Consider the following 20,496-nt stretch of genomic DNA (forward strand, 5'->3'; position numbering starts at 1 on the left):
AAGCGTTTGACCTGGTCCGAGCCTTGGTTTACCTTTCCTGGAAGCGCTCCCAGCCTCCTGTCGGCAGACCTCTGGAGGCAACCGTGCGAAGCACACGTTCCCGATCACCGAGACACCTGCTCGCGACCTTGCTGGCCGTCCTGACGCCGGCCGCCGTCGCGGTCACCGTCGCCGCCGCGCCGGCGTCCCCCGCCGCCGTCGCGGCCACCACGTGGCGCAACGCGGAGATCGGCGGCGGCGGGTTCGTCCCCGGCATCGTCTTCAACCAGGCCGAACCCGGCCTCGCCTACGCCCGCACCGACATCGGCGGCGCGTACCGCTGGAACACCGCCACCGGGCGCTGGATCCCGCTGCTGGACTCGGTCGGCTGGACCGACTGGGGCCACAACGGCGTCGTCAGCCTGGCCACCGACCCCGTCGACCCGGACCGGGTCTACGCCGCGGCCGGGATGTACACCAACAGCTGGGACCCGAACAACGGTGCCGTCCTGCGCTCGGCGGACCGCGGCGCGACGTGGCAGTCCTCGGCGCTGCCGTTCAAGCTCGGCGGCAACATGCCCGGCCGCGGCATGGGCGAGCGGCTCGCGATCGACCCGAACCGCGACAGCGTCCTCTACCTCGGCGCCCCGAGCGGCAACGGCCTCTGGCGCAGCACGGACTCCGGCGTCACGTGGGCGAAGGTGACCGCCTTCCCCAACCCGGGGAACTACGCTCCCGACCCGAGCGACCCCTCCGGCTATTCCAGCGACAACGAGGGCGTCACCTGGGTGACGTTCGACCCGTCGACCGGCACCCGCGGCAGCACCACGCAGACGATCTACGTCGGCGTCGCGGACAAGGCGAACACCGTCTACCGCAGCACCGACGGCGGCACGACGTGGGCGCGGCCGGCCGGCCAGCCCACCGGGTTCCTGGCGCACAAGGGCGTCCTCGACCCGGTCGGCGGCTACCTCTACCTCGCCACCAGCGACACCGGCGGGCCCTACGACGGCGCGAAGGGCGACGTCTGGAAGTACGCCACGAAGACCGGCGCGTGGACGCGGATCAGCCCGATCGCCTCCGACAGCGCCGACGACTACTTCGGCTACAGCGGCCTCACGATCGACCGCCAGCACCCGAACACGCTGATGGTCGCGACGCAGGTGTCGTGGTGGCCGGACGTCATCTTCTTCCGCAGCACCGACGCCGGTGCCACCTGGACCCGGATCTGGGACTTCACGAGCTACCCGGACCGCTCGCTGCGCTACACCCAGGACATCTCGCCGGTGCCGTGGCTGACCTTCGGCGTCCAGGCCGCTCCCCCGGTGCCCTCGCCCAAGCTCGGCTGGATGACCGAGTCGGTGGAGATCGACCCGTTCGACTCGAACCACCTGCTCTACGGCACCGGCGCGACCATCTACGGCACCTCCGACCTCACGAAGTGGGACAGCGGCGGGAAGATCACGCTCAAGCCGGTCGTCGGCGGCCTCGAGGAGACCGCCGTGCTGGACCTGATCAGCCCGCCGTCGGGCGCGCCGCTGCTCTCCGGGCTCGGCGACATCGGCGGGTTCCGCCACGACAGCCTCGACGCCGTTCCCTCGACGATGTTCACCTCGCCGGTCTTCACGACGACGACCAGCCTGGACTACGCCGAGCTGAACCCGGCGACGATCGTCCGCACCGGCACGCTCGACCGGACCGCCCGGCCGAACGACAACCGGATCGCGTTCTCCACCGACGGCGGCAAGAACTGGTTCCAGGGTGCCGAACCGGGCGGCGGCGCGAGCGGCGGGACGGTGGCCGCGGCCGCCGACGGCAGCCGGTTCGTGTGGAGCCCGGACGGCTCGGGTGTCGGCTACTCCGTCGGTTTCGGGTCGTCGTGGACGGCGTCGGCGGGCATTCCCGCGGGTGCGGTGGTCGAGGCCGACCGCGTGGACCCGAAGCGCTTCTACGGCTTCGCCGCGGGCCGGTTCTACGTCAGCACCGACGGCGGTGCGACGTTCACCGCGACCGCGGCGACCGGCCTGCCCAGCGGGTCGGCGCACTTCAAGGCGATGACCGGCGTGACCGGCGACGTCTGGCTGGCCGGCGGCTCCGGCTCGACCTACGGTCTGTGGCACTCGACCGACTCCGGAGCGTCCTTCACGAAACTGAGCGCGGTCACCGAAGCCGACAACATCGGGTTCGGCAAAGCCGCTCCCGGCCGGACGTATGCGGCGTTATACACCATTGCGAAGATCGGCGGGGTGCGCGGGATCTTCCGGTCGGATGACGCGGGGGCGTCGTGGACGCGGATCAACGACGACCGGCACCAGTACGGCAACATCGGGGCGGCGCTGAGCGGGGATCCGCGGGTGTACGGCCGGGTGTACGTGGGGACGAACGGGCGGGGCGTGATCGTGGGCGAGTCCGGCGGTGACCAGCCGCCGCCCACGACGACGACCACCACGACCACGTCGCCTCCCCCGACGACCACGACCACTCCGGTGCCGTCTTCGTCGTGCACCGCGGCCTACACGGTCACGAACCAGTGGCAGGGCGGTTTCCAGGCCGGGGTGAAGGTCGGGAACACCGGGACCGCGCCGGTGAACGGGTGGACGGTCACCTGGTCCTTCGCCGACGGGCAGCGCGTGACGCAGGCGTGGAACGCGCAGGTGACCCAGACGGGCGCGGCGGTGTCGGCGGCCGACGCCGGCTGGAACAAGACGATCGCGGTGGGCGGCTACGCCGAGTTCGGCTTCACCGGCACGTCCGGCACCACCAACACGAAGCCCGCCACGGTCAGCCTCAACGGCAGGGCCTGCACCACTACCTGACGACGAGACGGGAACGGGGCGGCGGAAGCATCCGCCGCCCCGCCCCGCACGGCCGGTCCCGTCAGCCGGCCGCGAGGAAGTGGGCGCGGATGCCCGCGCCGAACGCCGTCGGCGTGCCGTCGTAGGACGTGATCAACGCGGGGCCGGTGCTGCAGTTCCAGGTGTTCCAGGTCCAGCCGAGGTAGGACGCCTGGTGCCGGTCGAGCCAGTCCATCAGGCCGGTGACGTACCCGCTCGCGCAGTCGTTCTCGCCGATCTCCCCGGCCACCAGCGGCACCGCCGCGGCGACCGGCGCGAGCTGGCTGTCCCAGCAGGACGACGAACTGCACGTGTTGAAGTTGTACGAGTGCCAGGACGCGACCAGGTTGCCGTTCGGGTCGCTCGGCTTGTACTGCAGCCAGCCGGTGAGGTCGTTGGAGTAGGCGAGGCCGCCGAGCATGATCACATTGGTGGCGCCGGTCGCGCGCACCGCGTTGACCAGCGTCTGCATGCCCGCGACCGGGTAGCCGATGCCCGTACAGGCGGAGCCGCCGTCACGCCAGCACGTCCACGCCTGGGCCGAGCCGGACACCGCGCGGTCGAGGTAGGGCTCGTTGAACAGGTCGAGGATCGTGGCGTCGTCGCCCTTGAACGTGTTCGCGACGGACGTCCACAGGTCCACCGAGTGCTCGGTGCCGGTCATCGGCTTCTGGCAGGTCGCGTTGACGTCACTGCACGCCGAGGAGTTCCCGGTGTAGACGCCGTGCGTCCAGTGCAGGTCGAGGATCGCGACGAGACCGTTCTGGTGCAGCAGGTCCACATAGGACTTGAGGGCCGCGCGGTAGGTGGCGCCGGCGTACCGCGGGTCCACGTTGGACAGCCCCAGCCAGCAATCCTCGTTGAAGGGCACGCGCACGACGTTCGCGTGCCAGCTCTTGATCGCGGTGACCGAGGCCGCGTCCATCGGGCCGTCGAAGAGGCCGTTGCCCTGCACGCACGCGAACTCGCCGCCGGAGCGGTTCACCCCGCGCAGCGTCACCGGCGTGCCCGCCGGGTCGGCCAGCCGGTTGCCCGAGACGTGCAGCTTGGGCGCACCACTCGGCGGCGGCGTTGTGGTGGTGGGTGTGGTGGTCGGAGTCGTCGGCGTGGTGGTCGGCGGCTGCGTGCCGCCGCACGGTTCGCCGTTCACGCTGAACGACGTCGGCGCCGCGTTGGCCCCGCTGTAGCCGAAGTTCGCGCCCGCGGTGACCGACGCGTTCGGGGCGATCGTGCCGTTCCAGGTCGCCGGGGTGAGCGTGACGGTCTTGCCGGACTGCGTCCACGTGCCGTTCCAGCCCTGCTGCAGCTGCTGGTTCCCGGTGTAGCTGTAGCTGATCCGCCACCCGGACAGCGGCGCCGTCCCGAGGTTCTTCAGGCTGAGGTCGGCGGTGAAACCGCTTCCCCAGTCGTTCACGGTGTAGCCGACCTCGCAGGCCGTCGCCGCCGCTGCGGGCGATGGGGTGCCCAGCGTGAACGCCGTGGTCGCGCCGACGACGGCGAGCGCGCTGAAGGCGCCGAGCAGTGCTGGTCCGGAACGCATCAATCACTCCCTCGGGACAGAACGGAAACCGTGAGAGCGCTCCCAGCAGCGCTGGACAGTACCCGGCCTTCTCAGCCGCTGTAAACCCCGCCGCGATCTTCGGCAAGGATTCCCGGAATCCACTCCAACGGCCGCATCCGGCGACGCCGGCCGGTGGCGCAGCGCTACCACGGGATGCTTTGCCTCCCAACGGCTTCGACCGTTCAGGAGCGTTCAGTTGCCGCCAGGCCCGGCGAGGGCACCCGAAAACGGACCACCGGATCGGCTCGCGTCCGGGTCGCGCTTTACAACGACGACACGCGGGGGTTACCTTTCCGGCGGCTGGAAGCGCTCCCATGCCAGGTCGCCTCATCCGAACGCGGCCACCACCCAGGGGCGCCGTGGCGTGAGCCGCGGCGCCCCTGTCCGCGTCCCGGGAGGCCCCGATGCACAGGTTCGCCGCCGCCCTCGCCGGACTCTGCCTCGCCGCCGCCGGCACCACCGCGGTCGTCGCGGCCGGGCCGGCCACGGCCGCGCCCGCCTGCCAGGTCGGCTACCGCGTCAACCAGTGGCAGACCGGGTTCACCGCCGAAATCACCGTGACCAACGGCGCCACCGCGCTCACTTCCTGGGCGCTCACCTGGCACTACACCGGGAACCAGTCCGTGACGTCGGCCTGGAACGCCACCGTCCGCCAGTCCGGCGCCGCGGTCACCGCGGAGAGCCTGCCCTACAACGCCGCGCTGCCCGCCGGCGGTTCCGTTTCGTTCGGCCTGCAGGGCACCTTCAGCGGGACCAACGCCGACCCGGCGGACTTCGCGCTCAACGGCGTCGCGTGCGGGGACACCACGCCCCCGGCAACGACTCCGACGACACCGACGACGACCACGACCACCGCGCCACCGCCCGCCGGGTGCGCGGACGCGGCGTTCTGCGACGACTTCGAGCAGCAGACCGGCGGCGCCCCGGCCGGCCGGTGGACCGTCGGCGCGGCGAACTGCCAGGGCACCGGCACGGTCACCGTCGACACCGCCGTCGCGCACTCCGGCACCCGCTCGGTGAAGGTCGCCGGCGGTGGCACCTACTGCAACCACGCGTTCTTCGGCACGAGCGTGCCCGGCTCCGGCGTGCTGTACGGCCGGTTCTGGGTCCGCCACACGACCCCGCTGCCCGCCGGGCACGTCACGTTCATGGCCCTGCGCGACACCGCGGACGGCGGCCGTGACCTGCGGGCCGGCGGGCAGAACCGGGCGCTGCAGTGGAACCGCGAGTCCGACGACGCCACGCTGCCCGCGCAGAGCCCGGCCGGCGTCGCCCAGAGCGTCCCGCTGCCGACCGGCACCTGGTCGTGCTTCGAGTTCGCGATCGACGGCGCGGCCGGGCAGCTGCGGACGTGGCTGGGCTCGGCCGAGGTGCCCGGGCTGGTCGTCGACGGCGTGCCCACTCCCGACGTCGACCAGCAGTGGCTCGCCCGGGCCTGGCACCCGGCCGTGACCGACCTGCGGCTCGGCTGGGAGAGCTACGGCAGCGACGCCGACACGTTCTGGTTCGACGACGTCGCCTTGGGCACCGCGCGGATCGGCTGCTAGGCCGCGACGATCCGGTCGATCTCGGCCAGCTCCTCGTCGGTGAAGTCCAGGTTCGTGACGGCCGCGACGGTGTTCTCGAGCTGGGCGACGCTGCTCGCCCCGATCAGCGCGGACGTGACGCGGCCGCGGCGCAGCACCCAGGCGATGGCCAGCTGCGCCAGCGTCTGCCCGCGGCCCTTCGCGACGTCGTTCAGCGCGCGGATCGTCGCCAGGGTCTCCTCGGTGAGCCGGTCCTTCGTGAGGAACGGGCTGGCGCCGGCCGCCCGCGAGTCGGCGGGCACGCCGTCGAGGTAGCGGTCGGTCAGCAGGCCCTGGCTCAGCGGCGAGTAGGCGATCGAACCCACGCCGTGCTCGTCGAGGACGTCCTGGAGGCCGTCTTCCACCCAGCGGTTCAGGATCGAGTACGACGGCTGGTGGATCAGCAGCGGCGTGCCGAGGTCCTTCAGCGCGGCCAGCGCCGCCGTGGTCTGCTCCGGCGAGTAGTTCGAAATGCCCGCGTACAGCGCCTTCCCGGACCGGACCGCGGTGTCGAGGGCACCCATGGTCTCCTCGATCGGCGTCTCGGGGTCCGGGCGGTGGGAGTAGAACACGTCGAAGTGGTCGAGGCCGGTGCGCGCGAGGCTCTGGTCGAGGCTGGCCAGGACGTTCTTGCGCGAGCCCCACTCGCCGTACGGGCCGTCCCACATCAGGTAACCGGCCTTGGACGACACCAGGATCTCGTCGCGGTACGGGCGGAAGTCGGCGGCGTAGTGCCTGCCGAAGTTCGCCTCCGCCGCGCCGGGCGGCGGGCCGTAGTTGTTGGCCAGGTCGAAGTGCGTCACCCCGAGGTCGAACGCCCGGCGCAGCACCGCGCGCTGGACGTCGAGGGGCTTGTCGTCCCCGAAGTTGTGCCACAGGCCGAGCGACACGGCGGGCAGCTTGAGGCCACTGCGTCCCGCTCGCCGGTACGGCATGCCCGCGTAGCGGTCTTCGGCGGCGACATAGGGCGACATGGTTCTCCTCGTCGGAAGGGGTTCTCGCGGAGTCTAGCCGCGGGTGATCAGCGCGCCGGCGAACGACGCGGCGGGCGGCAACGCGGGCAGGAGCGTCGCCTGGTAGGCGTGGTAGATGTCCGGCTTGCCCGCCCAGACCGCCGAAGCGGGGCGGTTCTCCGGGTCCAGCTCGTGGTGCCACGAACCGCGCTCGCGGTCGACGAAGCACGCGTCGGCGTGGGCGCACCACTCCCGGAACCGGTCGAGGTAGGCCGCCTCGCCGGTCTCCTGGTGCAGTGTCCACGCGGCGGCGATCGCCTCGGCCACGACCCAGTGCAGGCGGGTGCGCACGACCGGCGTCCCGGCGAAGTCGGTGGTGTAGACGAAGCCAGGGCGGCCGTCGACGGCCCAGCCGTGGCGGACCGCGGTCGCGAACAGCGCTTCCGCGTCCGGCAGCAGCCAGTCCGGTGCGCCGGCGCCGAGGGCGCGCTTGAGGTGCACGGCCAGCCGCGCCCATTCGAAGAGGTGGCCGATGGTGGCGCCGAACGGCCGGAAGGGGTGGGCGGGCTCGTCCCGGTTGCGCTCGAGCTCGACGTGCCAGCCCGAGTCGTAGTGCTCCGGCAGCAGCCAGCCGTGCGCGCGGGCTTCACCGTGCACCAGGTGGTCCACAATGGACAGCGCGCGATCGGCCCAGACCCGGTCGCCGGTGACGTCGGCCGCGGCCAGGAACGCCTCGACAGTGTGCATGTTGGCGTTGGCCCCGCGGTAGTCCTCGAGGTCGGTCCAGCCGCGGTCCCAGACGTCGGCGACGCGGCCGGGGCCCGGCTCCCAGAACCGGCGTTCGACGACGTCGAGGGCCTCGGCCAGCAGCGGTTCCGCGCCCTCGGCGCCGGCGGCGACCGCGCTCGCGGCCGCCAGGACGACGAAGGCGTGCTCGTAGGCGCGCTTCTCTGACAACGTTGTCGTCGCGTACCAGCCACCGTGGTCCGGATCGCGAAGCGGGCCGGTCAGCGCTCCGACACCGTGCGCTACCTGCTCCCCGGTCGCCGCGCCCTGGAGCCGGGCCAGCGCGAAGACGTGCGTCATCCGGCAGGTGATCCAGGTTTCGACGGGCCGGTCGAGGACCGGCTGCCCGGCGTCGTCGAGCCAGGCGAAGCCGCCTTCGGGGTGGGCCGCGCGGGCGGCGAAGCCGAGCAGGCGGGCGGGTTCGGCGCGCACCCAGGCGGGAACCGATGACGGACTGTCCACTCTCTGCCCTTCTCCACGGCCGGCCCGGTGATCGGCTCCCCTCGCCAAGGTAGGCCACGGCACCGCCGGTCGTCACCGCGGGATTCCGGAAGCGACCACCACCGCGTATCCTGATCGTGAGAGCGCTCCCAGTCTTCGACGCACGCTACCCGACGAAGGGACAGACGTGACCAGGAGACGAAGTACGATCCTCGCCGCCGTCACCGTGTTGCTGGCGAGCCTGACGGCGATCCTGTTGAACACCGGCACGGCCGAAGCCCACGGCGCCTTGATGAAGCCGGGCAGCCGGACGTTCCTGTGCTGGCAGGACGGGCTCAGCTCGACCGGCCAGATCATCCCGCAGAACCCGGCCTGCTCGGCCGCGGTGACCACCAGCGGCGCCAACTCGCTGTACAACTGGTTCGCCGTGCTGCGGTCCGACGGCGCCGGCCGCACGCGCGGCTTCATCCCGGACGGGAAGCTGTGCTCCGGCGGGAACCCGGGCTACGCCGGCTTCGACCAGGTCGGCGACTGGCCGCTGACCCACCTCACCGCCGGGGCCTCGTTCGACTTCTCCTACAACGCGTGGGCCGCGCACCCGGGCTGGTTCTACACGTACGTGACGAAGGACGGCTGGAACCCGTCGTCCCCGCTCACCTGGGACTCGCTGGAGGACCAGCCGTTCCTGACCGTGGACCACCCGGCGGTGACCGGCCAGGTCGGGACGGTCGACGGGCAGTACAAGTGGACGGGTGCGCTGCCGGCGAACAAGTCCGGGCGGCACATCATCTATTCGGTGTGGAAGCGCTCCGACAGCAGCGAGACGTTCTACGGCTGCTCGGATGTCACGTTCGACGGCGGGCACGGCGAGGTGACGGGCGTGCACCAGCCGGGCAGCCCGACGACCACGCCGACGACGCCCACGAGCCAACCGCCGTCCGGCGGTTCGTGCATGGCGATGTACGAGGTGACGAACGCCTGGAGCGGCGGCTACCAGGCGACCGTGACGGTGATGAACCACGGCACCACGGCCTACAGCGGCTGGCAGGTGGGCTGGACGCTGCCGTCGGGCCAGACGATCGGCAGCATCTGGAACGGCACGCTGAGCCAGTCCGGTTCGGTGGTGACGGTCCGCAACGCCGGCTGGAACGGCGCCGTCGCGCCCGACGGGACGACGACGTTCGGCCTGGTGGTGAACGCGGCGGGGACGAACCCGGCCCAGCCGTCGCCGACCTGCCAGGGCACCTGAGGGGTCGGCAGCACCGGCCCGTCAGCGGGCGGGACCGGTGCTGCCGCGGGTGATCAGCCGCGGCCGCGAGGCCCAGACGTCCCCGACGTCTTCGCCGGCGATGAGGTCCCGCAGCATCGACGCGGCGAGCCCGCCGAGCTCGGGCAGCGGCCGCCGGATCGCGGTGAGGGCCGGGCGGACGAGGTGGCAGAGCACGGAGTCGTCCCAGGAGACGACGGAGAGATCCCCGGGCACGGCGAGCCCCAGTTCCCGCGCGGCAACGAGCGCGGCGACGGCGAGGACATCGGTGTCGCAGAGGAGGGCGGTGGGCCGCGGGTGGGAGGTCAGGACGTGCCGCACGGCATCCGCCGAGGGCTCGACGCCGACGGCGGCGGGCTGGCTTCCTGAACGGAAAGCCGGCCTCACGGCGGAGGTCCCGGCGCGATTCCCGAGACCGGCGGCGCGGATCCCGAAGTCCGCGACCGGATCCACACCGGACACGCTTCCCCGGTCTCCGATGCCGCCGGCCAACCCCAGCCGCCGGGCTTCGGTCGTGAAGGCCTCCGCTCGCTCGCCCTCCTCCGCGAACGCCGCCGCTCCCGGGATCCGGACCACGCGGCGATGTCCCAGCGCCGCCAGGTACTCCAGGGCTTCCGCGGCGCCAGCCGTGTCGTCCACCCGGACCGAGGGCACGCCCGGCAGCCCGCCCGGGCCGCCGAGGACCACCGCCGGCAGGCCGATCCGGGCCAGCTCCGCCGCGCAGTCCGGGTCCGTCAGCAGCACCCCGTCCACCTTCCGCTCCGCGCGCCAGCGCCGGTAGACCGCCAGCACCGCGTCGCGGCCGGTGGCGACCTGGACCACGAGCTCCGGGGAGAACCCGTCGAGCAGGGCCGGCACGACCAGTTCGGACGGTCCGTCGAGGACCAGCCCGATAGCTCCCGCCCGGCCGCCGGACAGGGCGCGCGCCGTGCTGCTCGGCGACCACCCCAGCTCGCGCGCGATCCGCGTGATCCGGTGCCGGGTCGCCTCCGACACGCCCGGGCGGCCGTTGAGCGCGTAGGACACCGCGCCCTTGGACACGCCGGCCTCCCGGGCGATGTCGGTGATCGTCGGACGCTTCATCGCATTCCTTCCCCGCGCGAAAGCGTGTCCGCCCGGACACCCGCCGTCGCGCACCTTGACACCCGGCGGTCCCGGAAACAACACTCCGTCCGGGAGCGCTCCCAATCACGAGGGAGTGAGCCCTGGAGGGGGAGCGCATGAGGCTGATCCGAAGACGGCTGGCCTTCGCCGTCGCCGTCGTCCTGCTGGTGCTGACCGGTGGCTGCGGCCCGAGCACGCCCGAGCGCATCACGCTCACCCTGGCGACGTTCGGCGAGTTCGGCTACGACGACCTGCTCCCTGGCTACCGGTTCACCCACCCCGGGATCGACGTCCGCCAGGTGAAGACCGACCAGGGCGGCCCCTACCACCAGGACCTGCTGGCCAAGCTCCGGAGCGGACAGGGCCTCGCGGACGTCCAAGCCGTCGAGGAGGGCCACCTCTCCGACGTCCTCGCGCAGTCCGGGAAGTTCGCCGACCTCGGCGAGATCGGCCCCGCCGACGTGAAACCGGGCCGGTGGCTCGAGTGGAAGTACGAGGCCGGCCGCAGCAAGGACGGCAAGCTCATCGGCTACGGCACGGACATCGGCCCGCTCGCGATGTGCTACCGCAAGGACCTGCTCGAGGCGGCCGGGCTGCCGACCGACCCCGGTTCGGTCAAGACGATGTTCGCCAACTGGGACAGCTACTTCAAGGCCGGCGAGAAGTACGTCAAGCGCTCGAAGGGCAAGGCCTGGTTCGACTCCGCGGCGCAGAACTTCAACGCCATGGTCAACCAGCTGCCGGTCGGCTACCTCGACCGCGAAGACCGTTCGACGCTCGAGACGAACACCGCGCTCCGGGGCGCCTGGGACCAGGTCACCACCGCCGTGAAGCAAGGGCAATCGGCCGGGCTGACCGCCTTCGCCGAGGACGGCAACAACGGCCTGCGCCTCGGCGCCTTCGCGACGAAGGTCTGTCCTTCGTGGATGCTCGGCGTCATCGAGCAGCAGGCCGGGCTCGGCAACGCCGGCAAGTGGGCGATCACCGACGCGTTCCCGGACGGCGGCGGCAACTGGGGCGGCTCCTACCTCACCGTGCCGGCCGCGAGCGAGCACCCGAAGGAGGCCGCCGCGCTCGCCGCCTGGCTGACCGCGCCGGAGCAGCAGCTGCACGCGTTCCGGGTGAGCGGCAACTTCCCCAGCCAGGTCGACGCCTTCACCTCGCCCGACCTGCTCAGCGAGATGAACGGCTACTTCGGCGGCGCGCTGGCCGGGCAGGTCTTCGTCGCGCAGGCCCAGAAGGTCGGCAAGCCGCAGTACAAGGGACCGGGCGACGGCAAGATCCAGGAGACGGTGGTCGCGCCCGCGCTCAAGGCGGTCGAAGGCGGCGCCGACCCCGCCGCCGTCTGGCAGCAGGTGCTGATCGGGGTGCACCGGGTGGTGCCGTGACGCCGCGGGCGGGTTCTCTTCGGGGAAGGACACCGGGCGAGCTCCTGTCGATGGTCCGGACACAGTGGACCGGCGGCGAAACCCGGTCGCGTTCCCCTCCCCCGTCCGGCACCCTGGCCTGGTGACGACTCCCGACCTCACGCCGCTCTCCGGCCACTCCGTGCGCCACCCGGGCCCGGACGACCACCTGCCCGTGCTCGCCGTCCTCGACTCCTGGTGGGGCGGGCTCGGCGGCGAGGAAGGCACCCGGCAGCGGGCCCTGCTCCTCCCGAAGCTGATGTTCCAGCACTTCACCGGCAGCAGCTTCCTGGTGGCCGCCGACGACCGGATCGTCGCGTTCCTGATCGGGTTCCTCTCCCCGTCCCGGCCGGCGGAAAGCTACATCCACTTCGTCGGCGTCGACCCCGCCGAACGCGGCAAGGGTCTCGGCGCCGCCCTGTACGAGCGTTTCTTCGCCTACAGCCGTGCGAACGGCCGGAGCACCGTCCGCGCCATCACGTCCCCGGTCAACAAGGCGTCGCACGCCTTCCACACCCGGATGGGCTTCGTCACCGAGCCGGGCCCGAGCGAGTTCGACGGACTCCCGGTCCAGCCCGACTACGACGGGCCGGGGCTGGACCGGCTGTCCTTCCGGAAGGACCTCTAGCCTTCCTCCGCTCGCGGAAAGGTGGAGACCCGGGCCGGACGGCGGCTGCGCGGCACCGCCCGGCCCGGGAGTTCTCTTACTGCACCGGCGGGTAGGCGTTCTGGACCAGCTCTTCGAACTGGGCCTGGAACCACTTGCCGGACAGCGGCGAGTTCGGCAGGGCGCCGGTCAGGTTGCCGCCGTTGGCCTGGTCGCTGCCGTGGTAGGTCGGGTCGCACATCCGGTCGAAGCCCTTGCCCTCGTCGTTCGGGATCTGCGAGCTCGCGCCGTCGGACTCACCCGGCGGCTTGATCCAGACGTAGGCGTCGAAGTGCGCCGCGGGCGAAGCGGTGGGCCGCAGGCCGAGCCCGGCCCCGCTCTGGTTGCACCAGTTGCCGCGGTGCAGCCGCCGGTCGATCCGGCCGGAGTTCACATAGCTGTCCACAGTGGACCCCGACGCGCTGCCGGGCCGGGCCGAGCCGCCCCAGCCGTTGCGGGAGGTGTCGATCAGCATGCCGATGCCGCTCGGCAGGCCCGCGGAGACGAACGCGTTGTACATCGCCGTGGCGAACGGCACCTCGGCGAAGTACGGGTTCCACTGGTAGAACGTCGCCGACCGCAGGGGCTGGCCGCCGACGTTGAGGTTCGAGTCCGGCAGGTTCGGCTCGGTCAGCGGCGTGTAGTTCGCCGTGTCGCTGATGAAGCCGTCGATGCTGTTCACCCCGGCCGTCGTGCCCTGCAGCGTCTGCTTGACCAGGTTGACGAACGGACCGAAGTTGCTGTCCCAGCCCAGCCACGCCGAGTGCGCGATGTCCAGGTAGTTGTAGACGTTGGAGATCGCGTGCAGCTTGTTCAGCGCGTACTGGATGCCCTGGGTGTAGGCCCCGGTGGACTGCGCTTCGGCGCACTTGGCCGTCGCGGTGTTGGTGATCAGGTTGGGCAGAGAGTCCGGCTCGACGACCGCCACGACCCGCAGCGGCGCGTACTTCGAGTCCGACAGGATCGAGGCGATCGGGTCGATGTACTCGCTCTTGTACCGGGCCAGGCCGTTCGAGCCGGCTTGCAGCTCACCGTTGGACGCCAGCGCCGCGCAGTCGCGGTTCGGCAGGTCGTAGACGACGATCTGGATCGTCACCGGCGTGCCGCCGCTCTGCTGGGCCAGCGCCGCGTCGAGGTGCCCGCGCAGGCCGCGCGCGCTCGACGTGCCCGCGATCGCCGCGATCCGGTCCAGCCACACGGCCGTGGACGTGTTCGCCACCTTGGCCATCTGCGCGCCGAGCGTCCCGCCCTTGGCGGCCGCGGCCGCGGTGACCGAGGACGACCAGTCCGGGTTCACGTACCCCTTCGCACCGGAGTACGGGTTGTCGACGTGGGTTCCCGGCGTCGGCGTGGTCGTCACCGTGGTGGGCGTCGTCGGGGTGGTGGGGGTCGTCGGGGTCGTGGGGGTGGTGGTCGAGCCGCCCGTGGTGCCGTCGCAGACGACGCCGTTGAGCGTGAACGACGTCGGGGCGGCGTTCGACCCCGAGTACTGGCCGTTGAAGCCGAGGCTCGCGGTGGCGTTCGTCCCCAGCGTGGCGCCCCAGGACGGGTTCTTCGCGCTGACGTGCTTGCCGGTCTGGCTGAACGTCGCGCTCCAGCCCTGCTGGACCTGCTGGTTGCCGCCGAAGTCCCACTGGAGGTCCCAGCCGGACGTGATCGGATCACCCAGGTTGGTCACCGTGATGTTCGCGGTGAACCCGGGCTCGTACAGGTTGGTCGCGTAGGTGACCTTGCAGCCGGAGGCGGCGACCGCCGGGCTGCCGCCCGCCACCAGCAGCCCGGCGACGACCGCGGCGGCCGTCACCGAGGAAGCCGCGGCGAGCCGCACCTTCCTCTTCGGGGACCAGAAATCACTCTTCATCGAGTGTGCTCCTTCGTGTTGTCGGGTCAGGCGCTGCAGGGGGTGGAACCGATGGCGAAGCCGCCGGGCGAGCCGGTCGAGGCGCCGGTCGCCTGGAAGCCGATCGACGCCGAGGCGCCGCCGGCGAGGTCCGGTGCCCACGTCGGCGCCTTGGCGCTCGCCTGCTGCCCGGACTGGGTGACGGTGGCGCCCCAGCCGCCGGTGATCTGCGTCCCGGACGGGACGGTCCAGCCCAGCGCCCAGCTCTTCAGCGGCGTGGTGCCGGTGTTCTTGAGCGTGACGGAGGCGACGAAGCCGCCCTGCCAGGTGTTGTCGACGTGGTAGGTGACCCCGCAGCTCACCGCGGGCGGCGGATCGGTCGTCCCGCCACCGCCGCCGACCGGCGGGATCAGGTACGGCTGGAGGATCGCCTGCTTGACCTGGTTGACCGTGGTCCAGTCGTCGTTGAGGATGCCGCCGGTGTCCCCGGAGTTGGGGTTCCACGACCAGTAGGTGAAGCTCATCCCGGTCGCGCCGGTCCCCGCGTACTTCATCAGCTCCTGCAGCCACGTCTTGTCCCGCGGGTCGGCGAGCGTGCTGCCGAACTCGCCGAGCAGCACCGGCGCGATGTTCTGCTTCTGCAGGTAGCCGAAGAAGTGGTCCCACAGTGCCGGCAGGTTCGCCGGGAACGACGGGTCGGAGAACCACGGCTGCGCGAACACCGACGTCGCGTACTCGTGGGCCGAGTAGACGAGCTTGTCCGGTTTGGACAGTCGCACCGGGAACTGGCGGGCGCCGGAGAGGTTGCCGCCCCACCAGCCGCACTGCGGGTCGCCGGTGCCGCTGACGCAGTCGACGCCCTCGACGATGACGAGCCAGTCCGGGTTGGCGGACAGGACCGCGTTGCCACCGCGTTCGGCGGCCAGGCGCCAGTCGGTCGCGGTGTCACCGCAGCCCCAGCACGCGCCGCCGCCACCCTGGATCGAGTGCGGCTCGTTGTGCAGGTCGGCGCCGATCACCGTGGTGTTGCCCTTGTAGTGCTGGGCGAGCATCGTCCAGTCCGAAAGCCAACGGCTTTCCGGATAGGCGCTGGTGTACCAGAGCGGGGACTGCGCGCCGGAGTCCGGCCGGTGCTGGTCCAGGATGACGCGCATGCCCTTGGTGCCGGCGTACGCGATGATCTTGTCGAGCACCTGCAGCCCCGAAAGCCCTTGCAGGTCCGGGTTCTGGACGGCATCGATGCTGTTCGGCTTGACGCCGGCGTCGAAGAGCTGGTTGGAGTAGGGCAGCCTCAGCGTGTTGTAGCCGAGGCTCGCCATCTGGTCGAGCATGTCCTTGTAGTTCCGGCTCCACAGGCCGTGCGGCGAGTAGTTGCCGGTCTCGGCGCCGAACCAGTTGACGCCGGTCATCCGGACCGGGGCACCGGTCGCGTCGACGAGCTGGGAGCCCGACGCGTGCCAGTACCCCGTGCCGGTGCCGGATACCGCGGGGGCCGCGGCGGCCGGGGACGCCGTGAGAACGGCGCCCCCGACCAGTGCGGCGACCGCGAGGGCGAGCAGTCGCTTCATCGAGTGCCTTTCAGCCGAACAGGGCGACGTGCGCGGCGAACGCCGTGGCGATCTCCGACTGCGCCCAGAACCGGTGGTAGGTGAACGTCGGTGCGGCGCCACCGTCCAGGTAGGACTGGACCTTCGGCCACTGCGGGTCGCTCTTGTAGAAGGAGCGGATCGAGGTGAACGTCGAGCTGGAGCTGATCGCGTCGCCGTTCGGCATCGTGCCCGTCCACCCGGTGGGCACGTACAGGCCCTGGTCGGTGGTGGCGTTGTAGGCGTCGTCGAACCGGTTGTAGTCCGTCCGGGTCTCCGGCACCGCGATGCCCTTGCTGTCGGTGTTCGCCGAGAGCGCCGTGAGCAGCTGCTCCCCCACGCTCTTCGCCTGGGCGTTGCTCGACCCCGACGCGTAGTAGAGCAGCGTCTTGGCGAGCGAGGCCGCGACCCCGACGTCGTTGCTGTAGTTCTTCACCGTGACGTGCAGGCTCGTGTTCGAGCCCGGGCTGGTGGCGTTCCAGGTGTCCGGTGCCCCGCTCCAGCCGAGGTCGGCCGGGATCTGGAAGCTCCCGCCGGAGCCGACCGTGGTGTTCGCGATCGCCCACGGGACCCACTTGTCGAGGATCTTCTTCGCGCGGGCGTCGCCGGTCGCCTGGTAGTACTCGGCGATGCGTTCCATGCCCCAGGTCTGGAAGCCGAACCACTGGTTGCTCGGCGGGTCGTGCCAGACCGGCTGCTGGTCGTAGAACATCCCGTAGAACGTCGGCGTGCCCGACGGCGGGGTGCCGTACTGGCCTTCCCAGCTGTTGGTCGCGCCGCCGGCGAGACCGCCTTCGGACGACTGCAGCCACTGCAGGAACTCGAGCTGCCGGCCGAGGCTCGTCGCCCAGTCGCTCGCTCCGGTGGCCGAAGTGACCTTCAGCCCCGGGTCGGCCGACAGCGCGTACGCGGCGAGGGGGTTCTGGTAGCCCTGGTGGGCCGCCCCGTCACCGATGCGCCACGCCCACGCGCTGGCGGAGTCCATCGACCCGCCCCAGGCGTAGTACCAGGAAACGAGGTAGTGCTCGCTGTCTTTGCCGGTGCCGGCCGCGCAGCTCGACGCGCCGACGCAGTTGCCGATCTTCTTGAAGTACTTGTCGAACAGCGAGTACCGGAGGTAGTCGCCCATCTTCGACGCCTTCTTCACGACGGCCGCGACGTCCGAGCTCTTGCCCTGCGCGGCGGCCCACTTTTCGGCCTGGAAGGCCACCTGCACGGCGCGGGCATCCGCGTCGGGCGCGTCGGTGTACTTCCACTGCTTCGCGTACGACGAGTCGCCGGTGAACAGGTCGAGGTACCCGTTCTTGCCGCCGAACTTCAGGATGTCGCAGCTGGGCTGGGTGACCGTCTCCCAGACCGACTCCTGCGACCCGCGCTGGAAGGTGTTGATGAACGCCGGCGCGGTGTTCGTGCCGTCTTCGCAGTGGCCGAACTTGTAGATGTTGTCGACGTCGAGCAGCCAGTGCATGCCGTAGACGTCCGCCGAGCCGTAGGCCGCCTTCAGCTCCGCCGCGATCGGGTCGGCGCCGACGGACACGCCGGACTGCAGCTGCGACGGGTAGGACTTCGGGCTCGGGTACTCGGCCGCGTAGGTGGCGGGCTTGCTCGCGTTGTAGCCGGAGTTGCCCGGCTGGTCGGCCGCCGACGGGATCGCGTACGTCTCGATCGAGGTCCAGGCCTGGTTGAACGGCGACCAGTCCCCGGTGATCCGCCCGTAGGACGCTTCCAGCCACAGGTAGTAGCTGAACGCCTCCGACGTCGTCTCGTGGCCGTGGTCCGGCGCTTCGACGATCAGCGTCTCGATCGAGTGGTAGGGCACCAGGATGTTCCCGAACTTGCGGAAGTAGCCGTTGTTCGGGTCCTTGATCTTGTTGTACTGGGTCAGGAACGCGAGCTGGTAGTCCGATGTGGACGACGAGATCTCGTTCACCGTCACCGTGGCCGCGGTGTACCCGCTGCTGCTCGCGGTGAAGGTCGCGCTGCCCAGCGCTCCCCCGTTGTCGGCGCTCTTCACGGTGACGTTCTGCGGCGTGCTCCAGTTCGCCGTCGTGAAGGTGAGGCTCGTCGGCGTCGCGGTCAGGTCCGTGCTGCCCGCGGTGCGGGCGACGCCGACGGTGACCGAGGCGGTGGGCGCGCCGGCGAGGCTGACGGCGAACGTCGTCGTCCCGCCCTGCTTGACCTGCGCGGTCGACGGCGCCGCGACGATCGTGGGTCCGGAAAGGACCTTCACGGTCACCGGGCTCGACGAGGTGGACGCGTTCTTGTTGTCGTAGGCCTTCGCCGTGATCGAGTAGGTCCCGGCCGGCACGTTCGCCCAGCTGCCTTCGAACGGCGAGGCCGTGTCGGTGGCCAGGAGCGTGTCGCCGGCGTAGAACTCGACCTTGCTCACCGTGCCGTCGCTGTCGGCGGCGGTGGCGGCGAGCGGGATGGTGGCCGGGGCGTAGTAGGTGCCGGACGACGTCGGCGAGGTCAGGCTGACGGTGGGGGCTTTGTTGGCGCCGGTGCAGGCGGTGCCGTTGACGGAGAAGTCGGTGGGCGGGCGGTTGGCGGAGCCCTTCGAGCCGTTGAAGCCGAAGCTGGTGCTCGCCCCGGTGTCGAGGTGGCCGTTGTAGGACAGGTTCGTGGCGGTGACCGCGGCGCCGCTCTGGGCGAAGGTGGCGCTCCAGCCCTGCTGGACCTTCTGGCCGTCGAGGAACGTCCAGCCGACCTTCCAGCTGTCGAGGGCCGCGCCGTCGTTGCGCAGCGAGACGTTGGCGGTGAACCCGGTGTCCCAGTCGTTGGTGGTGTAGGTGACGGAGCAGGCGACGTCGGCGGCGAGCGCCGGCGAGGGGACGACCAGCGCGGCGGTGAACGCGACCACGGCCGAAGCCATGGCCGGCGCGCGGCCGCGTAACCAGCGGGTTCGGCGCACACGGCGCCATCGGGGGGAGGAACGCATGGCTTCGGAACTCCTTTGTCCGTAGGGAGCCAGCGATCTGGGAGCGCTTCCAGGCGCAGACGGTAGCCAGCCGGAAACGTGGATGTAAAGAATCGAGTCAGAAGGACACCGCGGACACGAACGTCACATCTGTGCTCCCGGCTCGCACCGGCGCACTGAACGCTCCTGAACAGCCCCCGCCGATGGTCGCCCCATCACTCGAACGGCCCAGCGCGTCGGTCACGCAGCGTGCTGAGGAAACGCTGTTTAGCGCCGAAGGCGTGCACCTCAGGCGGGACCGCTCCCAGCCACCGGCTCCCGCGGCCGTGTCGACCCTTCAATCACGCGTGTCGACTCCCCGATCACGCGTGCCGACCCTCCAGGCACGCGAGCCGACCCCCTGGGTACGCGAGCCGACTCTCCGGGTACGCGAGTTCGCCGGCCGGGCCCGTGCGCCCAGGGTCGACACGCGTGATCAGGAGGTCGACACGCGTGATCAGAGGGTCGACACGGGTTCAGCTCGAGGCGCGGACCGCCAGCGAGACCGGGAGGATCTGCTGCCGGGGCTTGAGGCTCTGGTCGTCGAGCAGCTGCAGCATCGTCTCGACCATCGCGTGGATCTGCTCGCGCGGGTCCTGGTGGACCGACGTCAGGGGCGGGTCCATCGCCGGGGCCAGGGTGGCGTTGTCGTCGAAGCTGACCACCGCGACGTCCTCGGGGATGCGGCGGCCCGCCGCGTCGAGGGTGCGCAGCGCGCCCACCGCCATCATGTCGCTCGCGACGAACACCGCGTCGAGGTCCGGGTGGCGGGTCAGCAGCGCGGACATCGCGTTCGCGCCGCCGGACAGCGTGAAGTCGGCCTCTTCGGCCAGGTCGGCGGGGTCGAGCCCGGCGTCCAGGAGGGTCTTGCGCCAGCCGGCGAGCCGGTCGATCGGGGCGCTCTGGTCCTGCGGCCCGGCGATGGTGCCGATCCGCCGCCGTCCGGCCGCCACCAGGTGCTCGACCGCGAGCCGGGCGCCGCCCTCGTTGTCGAAGTCGACCACGTGGACGCCGCGGCGGATGCCGGCCGCCTGGCCGCCGAACACCACCGGGATGCGCAGCAGCCGCAGCGCCTTGGGCAGCGGGTCGGCCCGGTGCGGCGCGAACACCAGCGCGCCGTCGACGTGCCCACCTTCGAGGAAGCGGACGGTCCGGCTCAGGTCCTCGCGGATGTCGCTGAAGATCAGCACCATCTGCCGGCCGACGTCGGCGAGCTCGCGGTAGCCGGCGCGCATGACGGCGGCGCGGTACGGGTCGTCGAGCAGCCGGGACTCCGGCTCCGACAGCACCACCGCGACGGCCCCGGTGCGGCGGGTGACCAGCGAGCGGGCCGCCTGGTTGGGGGAATAGCCCAGGTCACGGGCCGCGGCGTGGACCTTCTCGCGGGCCGCCGCGCTGACGTACGCGTCGTCGTTCAGCGCGCGTGACGCCGTCGACCGCGACACGCCGGCGAACGCCGCGACGTCCTCCAACGTCGGCCGCTCTTCATCCCCTGCTCGAGGCCCCACGCCTACCGCCCTCGCTCCACGACCACCCTGACGTCGACAGCTTAACCGGCACTCCCGCGCGCGG

The 20,496-nt window shown here is 71.3% G+C and carries 13 protein-coding genes; 5 read left to right on the forward strand and 8 right to left on the reverse strand.

Annotated elements, in window-relative coordinates; translation table 11 throughout:
• Nucleotides 1-83 precede the first annotated feature (83 nt).
• Entirely contained in the window at nt 84-2,795 is a 2,712-nt protein-coding gene (locus QSK39_RS16795; protein WP_285478669.1) for a cellulose binding domain-containing protein, read from the forward strand.
• Between the two features lie 61 nt (nt 2,796-2,856).
• Here QSK39_RS16795 and QSK39_RS16800 read toward each other — a convergent pair whose 3' ends face one another.
• On the reverse strand, nt 2,857-4,353 hold the full coding sequence (locus tag QSK39_RS16800; protein WP_285478670.1) for a cellulase family glycosylhydrolase: 1,497 nt from the start codon (nt 4,351-4,353) through the stop codon (nt 2,857-2,859).
• A gap of 425 nt (nt 4,354-4,778) precedes the next feature.
• On the opposite strand from QSK39_RS16800, the gene QSK39_RS16805 reads away from it, so the two are divergent.
• Entirely contained in the window at nt 4,779-5,921 is a 1,143-nt protein-coding gene (locus QSK39_RS16805) for a cellulose-binding domain-containing protein (protein ID WP_285478671.1), read from the forward strand.
• Here the strand turns inward: QSK39_RS16805 and QSK39_RS16810 are convergent.
• Entirely contained in the window at nt 5,918-6,913 is a 996-nt protein-coding gene (locus tag QSK39_RS16810) for an aldo/keto reductase (RefSeq protein ID WP_285478672.1), read from the reverse strand. The genes QSK39_RS16805 and QSK39_RS16810 overlap by 4 nt on opposite strands.
• A 33-nt stretch (nt 6,914-6,946) precedes the next feature.
• Nucleotides 6,947-8,140 carry an AGE family epimerase/isomerase gene (locus QSK39_RS16815; protein ID WP_285478673.1) on the reverse strand — a complete coding sequence of 398 codons (1,194 nt, stop codon included), beginning with the start codon at nt 8,138-8,140 and terminating at the stop codon, nt 6,947-6,949.
• A 166-nt stretch (nt 8,141-8,306) separates the two neighbouring features.
• On the opposite strand from QSK39_RS16815, the gene QSK39_RS16820 reads away from it, so the two are divergent.
• Nucleotides 8,307-9,368: a lytic polysaccharide monooxygenase gene (locus QSK39_RS16820; protein WP_285478674.1), complete on the forward strand. Its 1,062-nt coding sequence runs from the start codon at nt 8,307-8,309 to the stop codon at nt 9,366-9,368.
• A gap of 21 nt (nt 9,369-9,389) precedes the next feature.
• Here QSK39_RS16820 and QSK39_RS16825 read toward each other — a convergent pair whose 3' ends face one another.
• A complete protein-coding gene (locus tag QSK39_RS16825; RefSeq protein ID WP_285478675.1) occupies nt 9,390-10,469 on the reverse strand; it encodes a LacI family DNA-binding transcriptional regulator in 1,080 nt (359 codons plus the stop codon).
• Nucleotides 10,470-10,606: 137 nt separating this feature from the next.
• On the opposite strand from QSK39_RS16825, the gene QSK39_RS16830 reads away from it, so the two are divergent.
• On the forward strand, nt 10,607-11,878 hold the full coding sequence (locus tag QSK39_RS16830; RefSeq protein WP_285478676.1) for an ABC transporter substrate-binding protein: 1,272 nt from the start codon (nt 10,607-10,609) through the stop codon (nt 11,876-11,878).
• Between the two features lie 121 nt (nt 11,879-11,999).
• Nucleotides 12,000-12,524, forward strand: coding sequence for a GNAT family N-acetyltransferase (locus tag QSK39_RS16835; RefSeq protein ID WP_285478677.1), 525 nt, complete (start codon nt 12,000-12,002; stop codon nt 12,522-12,524).
• A 76-nt stretch (nt 12,525-12,600) separates the two neighbouring features.
• On the opposite strand, the gene QSK39_RS16840 is transcribed toward QSK39_RS16835, so the two are convergent.
• From QSK39_RS16840 to QSK39_RS16855, 4 genes are all read right to left on the reverse strand, one after another.
• Nucleotides 12,601-14,403: a glycoside hydrolase family 6 protein gene (locus QSK39_RS16840; RefSeq protein WP_285478678.1), complete on the reverse strand. Its 1,803-nt coding sequence runs from the start codon at nt 14,401-14,403 to the stop codon at nt 12,601-12,603.
• 26 nt (nt 14,404-14,429) lie between these two features.
• Complete coding sequence (locus QSK39_RS16845; protein WP_285478679.1) at nt 14,430-15,950, reverse strand: cellulase family glycosylhydrolase; 1,521 nt, start codon at nt 15,948-15,950, stop codon at nt 14,430-14,432.
• Nucleotides 15,951-15,960: 10 nt separating this feature from the next.
• Nucleotides 15,961-18,840, reverse strand: coding sequence for a glycoside hydrolase family 48 protein (locus QSK39_RS16850; protein WP_285478680.1), 2,880 nt, complete (start codon nt 18,838-18,840; stop codon nt 15,961-15,963).
• A gap of 560 nt (nt 18,841-19,400) precedes the next feature.
• Entirely contained in the window at nt 19,401-20,396 is a 996-nt protein-coding gene (locus QSK39_RS16855) for a LacI family DNA-binding transcriptional regulator (protein ID WP_285478681.1), read from the reverse strand.
• Nucleotides 20,397-20,496 lie beyond the last annotated feature (100 nt).

It is taken from the genome of Amycolatopsis sp. NBRC 101858 (genome assembly GCF_030269325.1).
In the GTDB taxonomy this organism is placed as follows: Bacteria; Actinomycetota; Actinomycetes; order Mycobacteriales; family Pseudonocardiaceae; genus Amycolatopsis; species Amycolatopsis ponsaeliensis.

Excerpts from the sequence above, each read along its gene's own strand:
- QSK39_RS16845 (WP_285478679.1), bottom strand. The coding sequence starts at position 15,950 with ATGAAGCGACTGCTCGCCCTCGCGGTCGCCGCACTGGTCGGGGGCGCC.
- QSK39_RS16810 (WP_285478672.1), bottom strand. The coding sequence starts at position 6,913 with ATGTCGCCCTATGTCGCCGCCGAAGACCGCTACGCGGGCATGCCGTAC.
- QSK39_RS16830 (WP_285478676.1), top strand. The coding sequence starts at position 10,607 with ATGAGGCTGATCCGAAGACGGCTGGCCTTCGCCGTCGCCGTCGTCCTG.
- QSK39_RS16850 (WP_285478680.1), bottom strand. The coding sequence starts at position 18,840 with ATGGCTTCGGCCGTGGTCGCGTTCACCGCCGCGCTGGTCGTCCCCTCG.
- QSK39_RS16840 (WP_285478678.1), bottom strand. The coding sequence starts at position 14,403 with ATGAAGAGTGATTTCTGGTCCCCGAAGAGGAAGGTGCGGCTCGCCGCG.
- QSK39_RS16825 (WP_285478675.1), bottom strand. The coding sequence starts at position 10,469 with ATGAAGCGTCCGACGATCACCGACATCGCCCGGGAGGCCGGCGTGTCC.
- QSK39_RS16805 (WP_285478671.1), top strand. The coding sequence starts at position 4,779 with ATGCACAGGTTCGCCGCCGCCCTCGCCGGACTCTGCCTCGCCGCCGCC.
- QSK39_RS16800 (WP_285478670.1), bottom strand. The coding sequence starts at position 4,353 with ATGCGTTCCGGACCAGCACTGCTCGGCGCCTTCAGCGCGCTCGCCGTC.